We start from the raw sequence: 14,714 nt of genomic DNA, 5'->3' as shown, positions 1-14,714 counted from the left end.
GAGAGTCTTTGGTTTTTGGGGAGTCTGCGATGGTATCTGCCGGCCAGGCAACGGGCGATTATTCGGCGGTGTTTTTTATCGAAGGTAACCAGGTAGCCCGCCAGATGCGCGCAAGTGAGTTTGGCGCCTTCCTGGACGGTTATGTGGGTTTGTCGGACCTTGCTGAAACCGATGTAAAAGCTGTTCTGGTGGATCTGAGTAGCGATCTTCTGGTCCAGGCCCTTGTATTCTTTCGTATTTGGTTTGATGAAGAGGGCAGGGCAGACAGCAGCTGGAACCTGCCGATTGAAGAACTCGCGCGCCTCGGGGCCAAGGGGCCGGACATGGGAGGCGGTGCCATTCGCCTGGTCTGCCGCAGCCAGTGCCCGGAACCCCGTTACGCCAGCGAGCTCTGGGATCCGGACATGACTCCTGGCAACAATCATTTCCAGGTGATTCGCAAAGCTGTTAATGCCAATACGCTTAAATTTCGCAAGGTAGAGCCGGAAGACGAAAACATACCTGTACTTCGCGCCGGGCAAAGCGAGGCTGTTCTGGCGGATGACGCCCGTACCGAAACTGACCGTGCGCGCCTGGCCCAGTTGATCCGGGAACAGCGCCTGCGCATCAAGACGTTGCAAAGCGTGCATCGGGATATGCTTACCGAGGTGCAGCGTGAACACAGGCTGGAGATCAAAGCCCTGCACCATGAGATTGACGATCTCGCCCAGAAATACGAGCGCCAACGCCTGAACAACGAACAACTGAAAAAACGCCTGGCAGAGCGTAACCAGCAGTATCTGACCATGCAGGAACAGGTGGCCGACGGGAGCGTCCGGAAGGATCGCGACGATGCCAATGTGACAGCGGAACTGGTGCTGCTAAGGGAGCAGCTGGACCGGAAAAAGCGTGAGCTGGAGCACCGTGACGAAAAGATTGTTGCGCTTGAACAGGAAGCCCATGATCTTCGGCATCGTGAGCCACTGGATAACACCGTTATGAGCTATCTGAAGACCCAGGCTGTTTTTCTGGTTGCCTATCACCCGGGAGTTGGCCACCTGACTCTGCCTTACGAGGCCATCGAAACCTATTTTGGTAACCCCACAGCCTACGCCGCAGAACGTTGTGGCATGAATGAGCCCTCTTATCGTCAATGGCTTGCGCATTACGAACACCCGGTGTGCGGCCATTCGCTTGAGAACGGGGATGTCTGTGGTGAACCGCTGTTGCGGGTGAGCCAGCCCAGTGACTTCCGGCCCGGGCTTGATGATCGGTGCGAGAAGCATCGGTCCTGAAGTCGTGAGCGTGGCTTGCCGGGGCTCTGCAGATCTTTTTTCAGTATCGGGGCGACTTTCGTTAGACTGTAGGCCAGATTGATATGGGTGCTGGCGGGCTCGGCCGCTGTCGTCCCATTCCGACACCACAGGAAGCTTAATGGATTATTTCAGAAATATAGGCGTTATCGGCCGCATGGGCAGCGTGAAAGTTGTTGAAACCTTGCGCCAGCTTAAACAGTATCTGATCGCCAATCACTACCACGTTATCCTTGAGGAAGACACCGCCAGCATGTTGCCCGGCCACGGCTTGCAAGTTGCCAGCAAGAAGCTCCTGGGTGAAATCTGTGATCTTGTAATCGTGGTCGGGGGTGACGGGAGCCTCCTGGGTGCGGCCCGGGAACTGGCAAAATCGAAAATTCCGTTACTCGGTGTAAACCGTGGCCGATTGGGATTTCTCACGGATATCTCGCCTTCGGATCTTGAGGAGCGTCTGGGGAAGGTACTTGCAGGCGAATACATTGAGGAATCACGGTTTCTGCTTGATGGCAACGTTGAGCGCAACGGACAACCACTGGGCTTCGGAACGGCTCTGAACGATGTAGTGCTGCATCCGGGCAAGTCTACCCGTATGATTGGATTTGATTTATATATAGATGGCCATTTTGTCTATAGCCAGCGCTCGGACGGTCTGATCGTTTCCACGCCCACCGGCTCAACGGCCTACTCGTTGTCTGCCGGAGGCCCTATTATGCATCCCAAGCTGGATGCCATAGTGCTGGTGCCCATGTTCCCCCATACGCTCAGTAGCCGTCCGATTGTGGTGGATGCAAAGAGCGAAATAAAACTGGTGGTGGGCGAAACCAACGAAACCTACCCGCAAATCAGTTTTGATGGCCAGATGAATATCGCCTGTGCGCCGGGAGACATCATCCGCATCGCCAAAAAGCCCTTCAAAATCCGGCTGATTCACCCTACAGACCACAATTTCTATGCTACCTGCCGTGACAAGCTTGGCTGGGCAAGTGAAATAGCAGCGAGTTGATCATGGCCGGAAACAAACAGAACGCAAGTCGTGGTTACGACATCATCGGCGATATCCATGGCTGTGCGAACACCCTCGCAATGCTGCTGGAGCAGATGGGTTACACCAAGGTGAACGGGGTTTACCAACATCGCCGCAGGCAGGCTGTCTTTATTGGCGACATCATTGATCGCGGCCCGCGCATCCGTGAGGCGCTCCACCTCGTAAGAAGTATGGTCGAACGGGGCTCGGCGCGGATTGTGATGGGTAATCACGAGTATAACGCGCTGGGTTATTGCACCCGGGCCCGGGCGGGAAGCGGTAAGACATGGCTGCGTGAGCATACGCCCCGTCACGACCGGCTGATTCGCGAAACGCTTGAGCAGTTTGAGGCCTATCCCTACGAGTGGAACGATTTTCTCGAGTGGTTTTACACCATGCCGCTGTTTATCGAAGAAGAGGATTTTCGTGCAGTACACGCATGCTGGGACAGTGAGCTCATCGAGAAATTCAAGCAGGTGCAGGGCGGTGCCTGCATTGATGAGGATTTCCTCCATGCATCAGCGGCCATCGATTCCTTCGCCGGGCAGGTTATGGATACCCTGTTACGGGGCACGGACCTCCGTCTTCCCCGGGGTATGACGATCACCGGGCGTGATGGTTACGTGCGGGAGTTTTTCCGTACCAAGTTCTGGGCTGATAACCCACGCACCTATGCGGACGTGGTTTTCCAGCCGGACCCACTGCCTCCGGAAGTGGCGAGCAGGGTTCTCACCGATGACGAGCGCAAGCAACTGATCAGTTATCCGCTGGATGCACCTCCGGTATTTGTTGGGCATTACTGGATGGACAGTGAACCCGCTCCACTTAAATCCAACGTGGCCTGCATTGATTTCAGTGCGGTTAAATATGGAAAGTTGGTTGCGTACAGAATGGATGGTGAGAAGGCACTTTCACGGGATAAGTTTGTCTGGGTTAATGTGGTTCGGGATCATCGGGATTCCCCGGATTACCCCACCAGCGAAGACAGCGTTGCCCGCTAACGGGCGGGTAAGCTTCAGTCTGTATACCTTGTGAGGCAAATTGGATTGTGTACCGCGTAAAACAGTTGGATTCCAGCATTAACCTGAGCGGATTCAGCGAATGGCTGAAAAACCGGGGAGTTCCGCACAGAATCAGCGCCGAGGGCGATTTCCAGGTTTTATGGCTGGAGAATCCGGAGCACGCCGAACCTGTGCTGGAGGCCCTGGACCGGTTTCTTACTGAACCCGAAATCCGCCAGGCTGTGGAGCAGCAGAATCGCTCGCCGGTTTTCGTAGCAGGGCGCTGGCAACCTTCTCCGCGTCATGCACCATTGGTGCTGGGGATTATCATAGTAGGCCTGGTCATGGCATGGCTCACCGGCCTTGGCAGTAATCAGCTTACCGCCAGCCTGCTGATCGTTGATCCCCGGTTTTACGATTGGGGCAGCATGGCAGAGCGCGTTGATGCACTTTCTGCAACACTGGCCAGTGGTCAGGTCTGGCGGTTGTTCACACCGGATTTTCTGCACTTCAGCTGGACTCACATTATTTTCAACTCCGTGATGCTGTGGTTTCTGGGTAGCCAGATTGAATGGTTCGACGGTCGCGGCAGGCTGGTTGTACTTTTTGTCGTTACGAGTCTTTTGTCCAACGGGCTGCAATACCTGGTTTCCGGGCCTTTTTTCGGCGGTCTCTCCGGGGTTGTTTATGGCATTCTCGGCTACTGCTGGCTGAGCCAGCGAACACAACCGAGGTTCCAGTTTCCGCCGGCACTGGTTACCTTTGCAGTGGTATGGATGGTAATCGGGTTTACACCCCTGCCGGAAATGCTGGGTATGGGGCGCATGGCCAACGAAGCGCACCTGGGTGGCTTCGTGGCAGGCCTGGCTCTGGCCGCCCTATTGCCGGTGCGCAAAAAAAAGCAAGCATAAAAAAACCCCACCAGAAGTGGGGCGTTAAAGAAGCGAGTTGCTCCTGATGAGAGAGACCAAATGATACGACCGTCGTCATTTGGTGGGGCAATGATAATCATTATCGTTTGCATCTGTCAAACGAATCCTCGACATTTTTATGAAGGTTTTTTCAGGAGGACCGGATGACCTACGAAGAACTTATCAAGCGGCTTGACCCGGCTGTCTATCAAAGCCTGAAACGCTCCATTGAACTCGGGAAGTGGCCGGATGGCCGCAAGCTGACGGCTCAGCAACGGGAGATCAGCCTGGAAGCCGTTATTTACTATGAGAACCTGCACGGCATTCCGGAACAGGAACGGGTGGGTTATCTCGACCGTGGCAGCAAGGCGGGCACTGCCTGTGACCCCAGCGTCCAGCGCGGTCAGGCCGGCAGCAATAACGTTGATCCCGGGCAGTTTGTTGAGGTCAAGTCTTGAGCGATCGTGTAGACATCAAAGGGCGGCTCCGGAAAATGCCGGCAGATGCCGAAAACCCTGTATCTTATGAGCTGGCTGTAGGCGATGAGCGAGTGGCGCTGAATGAGCTTATCGGCGAGTTTCTGCGCTTTGATTATGAGGGCGTAATTCGTTGCATTCATTGCGACCGCACAACGAAGAAGAGCTTCAACCAGGGCTTTTGTTATCCCTGTTTTCGCAGGCTCGCGGCCTGCGACAGTTGCATTATGAATCCTGAAAAGTGCCACTACCACCTGGGCACCTGCCGAGAGCCCGAGTGGGGTGAAACCCACTGTATGATTGAGCACGTGGTCTATCTCGCCAACTCATCCGGCCTGAAGGTGGGTATTACCCGTGGGTCGCAAGTACCGACCCGCTGGATTGATCAGGGTGCGGTTGAGGCGATTCCCATGTTCAGAGTGGCTACCCGTCACCTTTCCGGTCTGGTTGAAGTGGCCTGCAAACCCCACGTAGCGGACCGCACAAACTGGCGTGCCATGCTCAAGGGCGATGTTCCGGAACTGGATCTTGAGCAGGAGCGGCAGAGAATACTGGCACTGATTGCGGATGATGTTGCCGCTTTACGGGAAGAACACGGCCAGGACGCCATTCGTGAGGTGGACGAGCAGGGCGTTGGCCTGAGTTACCCCGTGCACACATGGCCTGAAAAAATCAAAACCCATAACCTGGACAAAACGCCGGAAGTGCAGGGGGTTCTTGAAGGCATCAAGGGCCAGTATCTGATTCTCGACACCGGTGTGATCAATATTCGCAAGTTTACCGGTTATGAAGTCCGTTTCCGGGTAATGGGTGCATAGAGCGCCCGCTACCCGCCCGTTCTGATAATTCCTGGCTGGTCCGTTCGGGGCCACCTGGAAGCAGCGAAACCTGGAGGCAATCAATGCGTACCAATCAGCCGAAAACTATCCATCTGAGCGAATACAGAGTACCCGCACATCTGGTGGATACGATGGATCTTCGATTCGAGCTCTTCGATAACGGCGCAAGAGTGCACAGTACGCTCCGGGTGCGTCGTAACCCGGAATCTTCCGAGGTGTCGGCACCCTTAACGCTGGATGGCGACAGCCTGAAACTTGAGCACGTGGCTCTTGATGGTAAAGAACTTGCTGCCGGTGACTACGAAGACACGGGTGATCAGCTGGTGATTGCCGGGGTGCCGGAGCAGTTCGAATTAGCGGTGGTCACCTGGATTGAGCCCCAGAACAACACCCGGCTTGAGGGCCTGTACAAGTCATCCGGCATGTTCTGCACCCAGTGCGAAGCAGAAGGCTTTCGCTGCATTACCTATTTCCCGGACAGACCCGATGTGATGGCCCGTTACCGCACCCGTATTGAGGCGGACAAGAGTAGCTATCCGGTATTGCTGTCCAACGGCAATCCTGTAGAGCAAGGCGATCTTGAGAACGGTCGCCACTTCGTGACCTGGGAAGACCCGTTTCCCAAGCCAAGCTATCTTTTTGCCCTGGTGGCGGGTGATCTGGTGGAAAAGCGGGATACCTTCACAACCTGTTCCGGCCGGGACATCGACTTGCGCATCTATGTTGAGCCCCGCAATGCCGAAAAGTGCGGGCATGCCATGGATTCCCTCAAGCGCTCCATGCGCTGGGATGAAGAGGTCTATGGTCGCGAATACGATCTGGATATCTTCATGATTGTTGCGGTGGATGACTTCAATATGGGGGCCATGGAAAATAAGGGCCTGAACATTTTTAACTCCTCCTGTGTGCTGGCCAGCCAGGAAACCGCCACCGACCTCGCGTACCAGCGCATCGAAGCTATCGTTGCCCACGAGTACTTCCATAACTGGTCCGGCAACCGGGTAACCTGCCGTGACTGGTTCCAGTTGAGCCTTAAAGAAGGGTTTACCGTATTCCGGGATTCGACCTTCTCTGCCGATATGGGCTCGCCCACTGTAAAGCGGATAGAAGATGCAACCCTGCTTCGCACGGCGCAGTTTGCTGAAGACGCCGGCCCCATGGCGCACCCGGTACGCCCGGCTTCCTACATGGAAATATCCAACTTCTATACCCTGACTATCTACGAAAAAGGTGCAGAAGTTGTGCGCATGATACACACGCTGCTCGGGCCGGACCTGTTCCGGAAGGGCAGTGATCTGTATTTCGAGCGTCACGATGGCCAGGCAGTCACCACCGACGATTTCGTGAAAGCCATGGAAGATGCGTCGGGTCGTGATCTCACGCAGTTCCGTTTGTGGTACGAACAGGCAGGCACACCGGTGCTCACAGTGTCAGACGACTATGACCCGGAGCAGGGGGTCTATCGCCTCACAATTCAACAGTCGGTGCCGGACACCCCGGGCCAGACAAACAAAAAACCGCAGCATATTCCTTTTGCTCTGGGCCTGCTGGGCACAGAGGGAGACGCCCTGCCTCTTCAGCTTGATGCCGCAGATGACATTGGCAGTGCCCCGACCGAGCGGGTTCTCGAGCTGACCGATGCCAGCCATACCTTTGAATTTTACGGGCTGGCTGAGAGGCCGGTTCCGTCATTGCTAAGGCACTTTTCAGCGCCGGTGAGGGTGGAGTACCCCTGGAGTCGCGAGCAGCTGGTGTTTTTAATGAGCCATGATCCGGATGGCTTCAATCGCTGGGATGCCGGCCAGCGCCTTGCCGTTGATGTAATCCAGTCGATAGTTGGCGCTCCAGAGGATGCCGGGATTGAGCCGCGCCTGGTGGAGGCATACCGGACCCTGCTCGGTGATTCAGTGCTTGACCAGGCGTTGGTGGCGAAAATGCTGCAGCTGCCTTCCGAAGCCTATCTTATTGAACTGGCGAGCAGCCCGGATGTCGCTGCGATTCACCGCGCTCGCGACCAGGTGCTGAGGCACATCGCCACGTCACTGCGGGATGAGCTGATTGCCTGCTATCACCGGAATACCGGGGCGGGAGGTTATGAGATTACGCCGGAGTCAATTGCCCGCCGCAGCCTCAGAAACACGGCGCTGGCATGGTTGCTGATGATAAACGACGAGGCTGGCCGGGACCTGGCTGTGCAGCAGTTCCAGGAAGCCGATAACATGACGGACCGCATGGGCGCTTTGCGCGCTCTGGTCAATTCCGATTACGCTGCAGAACGGAGCCGGGCTCTTGCAGACTTTTACGAGCGCTTCCAGGATGACCCCCAGGTAGTGGAGCAATGGTTTTCGGTGCAGTCATCCAGTGATCGGGCAGGGCAACTGCCGCAGATTAAGGCGTTGCTGGATCATCCCGCCTTTGACTGGAAGAACCCCAATAAAATACGTTCTGTCATTGGCGTATTCGCCGGCCAGAATCTGGCAGCTTTTCACAACCCGGACGGATCGGGTTATGAGTTCCTGGCGGATCAGGTTTGCCGGTTGGATGACAGCAATCCGCAAATTGCAGCGCGCCTGGTAACTCCTCTGACACGCTGGCAAAAATTCGCCCCGGCATACAGCGCAATGATGCACTCGGCTCTGAAGCGTATCCGGGACAAGGCCGGGCTGTCGGCCGATGTGTATGAAGTGGTCCACAAGAGCCTCGAAGCCTGATGCGAGCGGCGTATCCGGCTGTGTTCCGGATTCGGGATTACAGCCGGATACAAAATCGCACTTTCGGTCGATAGACAACCTTGACAGATCGGTTAACCTCTTCGAAAGCCTGCCTTTCCATCAGGTAACAATAAAAAAGCCTCTTATTGGCTTCCAGTCGAATTCAGGGTTATACAATGAACTACAAAAAGAGTGCGATACTCGGGGGTCTGCTTGCCCTCTCGGTAGCATCTTCCTTTTCCTGGGCTGCGGTTTCTTCGGGTGAAGCGTCACGCCTCGGCCAGGATCTCACACCGTTTGGCTCGCCGAAGGCCGGCAATGAAGCCGGAACAATTCCGGAATGGACCGGAGGTCTGACTGAGCCTCCCGCCGGTTATAAGGGCGCGGGGCAGCATCATATTGATCCCTTCCCGGCAGACGAAGTTCTGTTCACCATCAGTGCGGCTAACAAGGACCAGTATTCGGAGCATCTTTCCGATGGCGTGCTCGCAATGCTGGAGACTTATCCTGCCAGCTTTCGCGTGCCGGTTTATAAATCCCGCCGCACCCACGCCGTACCTGACTGGGTAGCCGAGAATGTTCGTAAAAACGCCGTGAATGCGGAGATTGTGGGCGACGGGGAGGGCCTGAAAGGCGCTTTCGGTGGCTATCCCTTCCCGATTCTTCATGGCGATAACGAACAGAAAGCCTGGCAGGTTATCTGGAACCACCTGACCCGCTGGCGCGGGGTTTCAGGCACCCGTCGTTCCAGTGAAGTTGCAGTACAGGCCAATGGCGATTATTCGCTGGTTACTTCACAACAGGAAGTCTTTTTCAACTTTTACAATCCGGAAGGCGGAGAGGATGAGCTCGATAACATCATTTTCTACTACCTCTCGTTTACCCAGTCTCCACCCCGCCTCGCCGGCGGCGCAATCCTGGTTCATGAAACCCTGAACCAGATTATCAACCCCCGGAATGGTTGGGGTTATAACGCCGGCCAGCGCCGCGTTCGCAGGGCTCCAAACCTTGGTTACGACTCTCCCATTGCAGCAGCCGATAACCTGCGTACAGCAGACGACACAGACATTTTCAATGGCGCCCTGGACCGTTATAACTGGTCGTATGAGGGCATGAGAGAAGTATATATTCCTTACAATAACTACCGGATTGGTGAAAAGGGCACACCTTATTCCGAGATACTCGGGATTTCCCATCTGAATCCGGATCTTACCCGCTGGGAACTTCATCGCGTTCATGTGGTTGAGGCAAATCTCAAGGAGGGGGCGCGACACATCTATCACAAACGCCGTTTCTATGTGGACGCCGATAGCTGGAACACCGTTCTGCTGGACCAGTATGACGGTCGTGGCGAGCTTTGGCGCGTAACCATGGGTATCGCCAAAAATTATTATGAACTTCCAGGTGTGTGGACGGTGCTGGACGTTTATCATGATCTGCAGGCCCGCCGTTATCACGTGCTCGGCCTGGACACAGAAGAACCCAATACCCGGGTCTTCACAGAGGATGTTCCGAACAAGCGCTATTTTTCTCCAGCCTCACTGCGCCGCCGAAGTGTTCGCTAAGGCGGGCATTCCTTCCGACGTGAGCTTACCCGGCTGCACGCAAGCGTGGGTAAGCGTGCTGGTACATCAGTATTGCCGGCGCTGCCGGCCAGAAACAGACAGTTAAAATAACACAATAGGCAATCTGAATGGCTATACGGTTGACGTGCAAGACTCTGGGGGCAGCCTGCCTCGGGCTTTCCATGATTTGGTCCGCGCCAGCGGCGTTCGCGCTTGCGGATATCATTGAAACACCGGCCCGGCAAACAGACCTGGCTCCCGAGAATCTCCTCAATGACGCAGTTCGCGCTGGCGACAGGATCGTCGCAGTCGGCGAGAGGGGGCACATTATTTACTCGGATGACGGCGGGAAATCCTGGGAACAGGGCAAGGTCCCTGTCTCCGTGACCCTGACAGCAGTGAACTTCGGGACCGAAACCCAGGGCTGGGCTGTGGGCCACAGTGGGGTTGTGCTGCACACCGAGGATGCGGGTGAGAACTGGAGCCTCCAGCTGACCGGTACTGAAGCTGCCGAGCTGGCCATCGCCAGCAAGGAAGAACAGATCGCCGCGCTGGAAGAGCGTATCGAGGAAGCACCTGAGTCGGAAAAGAGCGACCTGGAATGGGCGCTGGATGATCTGTTTTTTACCATGGAAAACATGCAGTCCGACCTGGACATAGGCCCTGTAAACCCGTTGCTGGGGGTGTGGTTTGAAAATGACCAGCACGGATTTGTTGTGGGGGCTTACGGCATGATTCTTCGAACCCGGGATGGTGGCAATACCTGGAGTGACTGGGCACCCAAGATTGACAATGCCCAGAACTTCCACCTTAACAGCATCACCCGCGTAACCGGAGGTGCGCTTGCCATGGTCGGTGAGGCCGGGCAAATCCACGTCTCCGTGGATGGCGGGGATACCTGGGAACGGCGGGAGAGTCCTTACGAGGGGTCTTTGTTTGGTGTGATCGGAACCGGGAAGGTTAACGAGATCCTCGCTTTCGGCCTGCGCGGCAATATGCTGTTTTCAACGGATTTGGGCAACCATTGGCGTATGGTTCCGAACAGTGCCGGTGCAACGCTCAACGACGGAACCGTGGCAGATGACGGGCGCATTATACTGGTGGGCAATGGGGGAACGGTTCTCGTAAGTGGTAATGGCGCTGAGTCGTTCCGGGAATATTTTCGCAGTGATCGTGATGGCCTTATGAGCGTCGTTCCGGTATCCGGTACCAATCTTCTTCTCGTAGGCGAAAGTGGCGCGACAATTACTGACGGTCGCGGCAAAAACCTTCAATAACGCCCTGATGTGGCAACAATCGAAAAAATAATAGAGGGGCTTTTGAATGTCCAACCCGAACCATGACAGGGGTGAGCACTACCTGACCACGCCCAAGGCTGAACCCTTTCTGGAGCGCCTGATCTTCAACAACAGGGCCGTGATTCTCATCGGCTTTCTGTTGTTAACGTTGTTTTTGGGCTACAACGCCATAAAAATTCAGCCGGATGCCAGTTTTGAGCGAATGATTCCGCTTGAGCATCCCTACATTGTCAACATGCTGGATCACCGGGATGATCTGGAAAACCTCGGTAACTTTGTACGCATCGCCGTAGAAACCAAAACCGGTGATATTTTCTCCGCAGAGTATATGGAGACACTCAAGCAGATTACCGATGAGGTTTTCTACCTTAACGGTGTTGATCGCTCAGGCCTGAAAACACTGTGGACATCGAATGTTCGCTGGGTGGAAGTAACGGAGCAGGGTTTTCAGGGTGGCACCGTCATACCTGACGGCTATGACGGCTCTCCGGAAAGCCTGGAGCAGTTGCGCCAGAACATTCTGCGCTCCAACGAAGTGGGGCGGCTGGTCTCCGACAACTTCAAGTCCACTATCGTGTATGCCCCTCTGTACGAAAAGAATCCGGAGACCGGGGAGCCGTTGGATTACGGGACGTTTTCCCGCCAGCTCGAAGAAAAAATCCGGGACAAATATGAAGCCCAGAACCCCAATATCGACATCCATATTGTAGGGTTTGCCAAAAAAGTTGGCGACCTGATTGAAGGGATAGGCTCCATTGCCTGGTTTGCCGGTATTACGATACTGCTGACAACCCTGCTGCTCTTCTGGTACTCCCGTTGCATCAAAGGCACGCTGGTGCCGGTGTTCACATCGATTGTTGCGGTGTTTTTACAACTGGGTGCACTCAGACTGCTGGGCTATGGCCTTGATCCGTATTCGGTGCTGGTGCCTTTCCTGGTCTTTGCCATCGGCATCAGTCACGGCGTACAGATTGTAAATGCCATGGCGGTTGAGGCCGCCAGGGGTTTTGATGCCATTACGTCTGCCCGGCTGGCGTTCCGCGCACTCTACATTCCCGGCATGCTGGCACTGATTTCCGACGCTTTTGGTTTCCTGACGCTGTTCTTTATCGAGATCGATGTGATCCGTGATCTGGCCATAGCTGCGGGCCTGGGTGTTGCTTTCGTTATCATTACGAATCTTGTGCTCCATGTGCTGATAATGTCCTACCTTGGCATTTCCAGGCGGGGTGTTCGGCATGTGCAGAAGCAGGGTGAAAAGCAGGATCGCAAATGGCGTGTCATGTCTTACCTCTCGCACCCGGGTGTTGCACCAATTTCATTGCTGATTGCCGTGGTCGGTCTTGGCCTCGGGCTTTACTACAAGCAGGGGCTCAAGGTAGGGGATCTCGATCAGGGTGCGCCGGAGCTTCGTGCTGATTCGCGCTATAACCGTGATAACGCCTATATCATTAATAACTATTCCACCAGTGCCGACGTGCTGGTTGTGATGGTGAAAACCCCGGAAGAGCAATGTACCCAGTATAATGTGCTGCGGGCTATGGATTCCCTGCAATGGGAGCTTCAGAACACCCCGGGGGTTCAGTCGTCAGCATCACTTGCCGATGTCTCCAAGATTGTAACCAAGGCCCTTAACGAAGGTAACTGGAAGTGGTATGAGATTTCCCGCAACCAGACCATCATCAACGCGTCTATCCGCGAGGCACCATCGGGGCTGATCAATACCAACTGCAGCCTGACTCCGGTGCTGGTATTCCTGGAAGACCACAAGGCAGAAACCCTGGAAACCGTGGTGGAGCGGGTTGAGGCCTTTGCCGAAGCAAACAGCAACGACGAGCACACTTTCCTGCTTGCGGCCGGTAACGCTGGCGTTGAGGCGGCGACCAATGAGGTTATTGCGAATGCCAAGGATATGATGCTTATCCTGGTATACAGTGTGGTGAGTCTGCTTTGCTTTGTGACCTTCCGTTCCGTTCGGGCCGTGCTGTGTATCGTGATTCCTCTGGGGCTGACCTCGATTCTCTGCGAGGCGATCATGGCTGTGTCCGGCATCGGTATCAAGGTGGCTACTCTGCCGGTTATTGCGCTTGGAGTGGGTATTGGTGTGGACTACGGCATCTACATCTACAGCAAGCTGGAAAAATATCTGCTGGAGGGCAAGACACTGCAGGATGCCTACTTTGAAACCCTGCGATCCACCGGTAAGGCCGTCATGTTTACCGGCGTGACGCTCGGGCTTGGTGTGGTGACCTGGATATTCTCGCCAATCAAGTTCCAGGCTGATATGGGTTTCCTGCTGTTCTTCATGTTCCTCTGGAACATGGTCGGAGCAATCTGGCTGCTGCCGGCGCTCGCACGCTTCCTGCTGCGGCCGGATCAGATGATTGCCAAAGCGCGCGCTGCGAAATAAGAACTGGCCGCTGGCATCAGAAAAGCCCGCGCTGCGGGCTTTTTTGTTGCCTGCTCAGTTGGTTAGCGAGCTAATCCAAACTTTATTTATGCTCTGAAGTGGTCTATGTTCTAAAACGAGCGCGACGCTTGCCCGCCTGCTTGGTCGGGCAGTTGATGATAACGATGAAAATAAGGAAGAATTCACATGACACTGAAACTCAAAGCCTCCGCATTTGCTTTAGCAGCGGCTGTCAGTTTGGGCACAGCCTCAACAGCTGTTACCGCACAGGAACAACGTTTTGTAACCATCGGAACCGGCGGCGTTACCGGTGTTTACTACCCTGCAGGGGGTGCTATTTGCCGCCTGGTAAATATGGATCGTAAAGAGCACGGTATCCGTTGTTCTGTAGAGAGTACGGGTGGTTCTGTATACAACCTGAATGCGATCCGACAGGGTGAGCTGGACCTCGCGGTTGCTCAGTCTGACTGGCAATACCATGCCTATAACGGCACCAGCCAGTTCAAGGATGACGGCCCCAACAAGGATCTGCGGGCTGTATTCTCCCTGCACCCGGAGCCATTCACCGTTGTAGCCAGCAAAGGCTCCGGCATCAAGAACTTTGAAGATCTTGCCGGCAAGCGGGTCTCTGTGGGCAACCCGGGTTCAGGCCAGCGTGCGACTGCTGAAGTGCTGATGGACGAGATGGGCTGGACCATGGACAAATTCTCTCTGGCTGCTGAGCTCAAAGCAGCAGAGCAGTCCCAGGCACTGTGCGATGGCAATATTGATGCTTTCTTCTACACGGTTGGCCACCCTTCCGGTGCAATCAAGGAAGCAACCACATCCTGCGACAGCGTTCTGGTTAACGTGGACAACAAGGCGTCCAGAAAGTTGATTGAAGAAAACCCGTACTACCGGAAAGCCGTTATCCCCGGCGGCATGTACCGTGGCTCTGACAACGACGTAACCACCTTCGGTGTGGCAGCGACCTTTGTCTCCTCAACGGATGTGCCTAATGACGTGGTGTACGAGGTGGTCAAGGCTGTGTTCGAGAACTTCGACAGCTTCAAGCGCCTGCATCCGGCGTTCGCCAATCTCAAGAAAGAAGAAATGGTATCTGATGCTCTGAGTGCCCCGTTGCACCCTGGTGCAGCCAAGTACTACAAAGAAGCTGGCCTGATCGATTAAGTCGATTATCAGCA

The 14,714-nt window shown here is 55.1% G+C and carries 11 protein-coding genes; all 11 read left to right on the top strand.

All coding sequences use genetic code 11. The annotated features are described in order from the left end of the window. The first annotated feature begins 29 nt into the window (after positions 1-29). The 11 genes from CDH48_RS14650 to CDH48_RS14600 all read left to right on the top strand — a co-directional run bounded on the left by CDH48_RS14650 (position 30) and on the right by CDH48_RS14600 (position 14,700). A complete protein-coding gene (locus CDH48_RS14650; protein WP_100689486.1) occupies positions 30-1,274 on the top strand; it encodes a coiled-coil domain-containing protein in 1,245 nt (414 codons plus the stop codon). A 139-nt stretch (positions 1,275-1,413) separates the two neighbouring features. Further along, a complete protein-coding gene (locus CDH48_RS14645; protein ID WP_100689485.1) occupies positions 1,414-2,298 on the top strand; it encodes an NAD(+) kinase in 885 nt (294 codons plus the stop codon). 2 nt (positions 2,299-2,300) lie between these two features. After that, positions 2,301-3,320 carry a metallophosphoesterase gene (locus tag CDH48_RS14640; RefSeq protein ID WP_100689484.1) on the top strand — a complete coding sequence of 340 codons (1,020 nt, stop codon included), beginning with the start codon at positions 2,301-2,303 and terminating at the stop codon, positions 3,318-3,320. 47 nt (positions 3,321-3,367) lie between these two features. Further along, positions 3,368-4,231 (top strand): rhomboid family intramembrane serine protease, encoded by an 864-nt coding sequence (locus CDH48_RS14635; protein ID WP_100689483.1) that lies wholly within the window; start codon positions 3,368-3,370, stop codon positions 4,229-4,231. Between the two features lie 164 nt (positions 4,232-4,395). After that, positions 4,396-4,689 (top strand): YeaC family protein, encoded by a 294-nt coding sequence (locus tag CDH48_RS14630; protein ID WP_100689482.1) that lies wholly within the window; start codon positions 4,396-4,398, stop codon positions 4,687-4,689. A gap of 35 nt (positions 4,690-4,724) precedes the next feature. Beyond that, positions 4,725-5,525 (top strand): DUF2797 domain-containing protein, encoded by an 801-nt coding sequence (locus CDH48_RS14625; protein WP_227521104.1) that lies wholly within the window; start codon positions 4,725-4,727, stop codon positions 5,523-5,525. 83 nt (positions 5,526-5,608) lie between these two features. Next, a complete protein-coding gene (gene pepN, locus CDH48_RS14620) occupies positions 5,609-8,257 on the top strand; it encodes an aminopeptidase N (protein WP_100689480.1) in 2,649 nt (882 codons plus the stop codon). 176 nt (positions 8,258-8,433) lie between these two features. Further along, on the top strand, positions 8,434-9,822 hold the full coding sequence (locus CDH48_RS14615; protein ID WP_100689479.1) for a DUF1329 domain-containing protein: 1,389 nt from the start codon (positions 8,434-8,436) through the stop codon (positions 9,820-9,822). A gap of 128 nt (positions 9,823-9,950) precedes the next feature. Then, positions 9,951-11,099 (top strand): WD40/YVTN/BNR-like repeat-containing protein, encoded by a 1,149-nt coding sequence (locus CDH48_RS14610; protein WP_100689478.1) that lies wholly within the window; start codon positions 9,951-9,953, stop codon positions 11,097-11,099. A gap of 46 nt (positions 11,100-11,145) precedes the next feature. Next, positions 11,146-13,530, top strand: a complete 2,385-nt coding sequence (locus CDH48_RS14605) for an efflux RND transporter permease subunit (protein WP_100689477.1) — start codon at positions 11,146-11,148, stop codon at positions 13,528-13,530. 186 nt (positions 13,531-13,716) lie between these two features. Further along, a complete protein-coding gene (locus CDH48_RS14600; protein WP_100689476.1) occupies positions 13,717-14,700 on the top strand; it encodes a TAXI family TRAP transporter solute-binding subunit in 984 nt (327 codons plus the stop codon). Positions 14,701-14,714 lie beyond the last annotated feature (14 nt).

The organism is Marinobacter aromaticivorans, from assembly GCF_002806975.1.
Taxonomy (GTDB): domain Bacteria; phylum Pseudomonadota; class Gammaproteobacteria; order Pseudomonadales; family Oleiphilaceae; genus Marinobacter; species Marinobacter aromaticivorans.
Note: the sequence above shows the minus strand (reverse complement) of the source record. Positions and strands in the feature narration are given on the sequence as shown.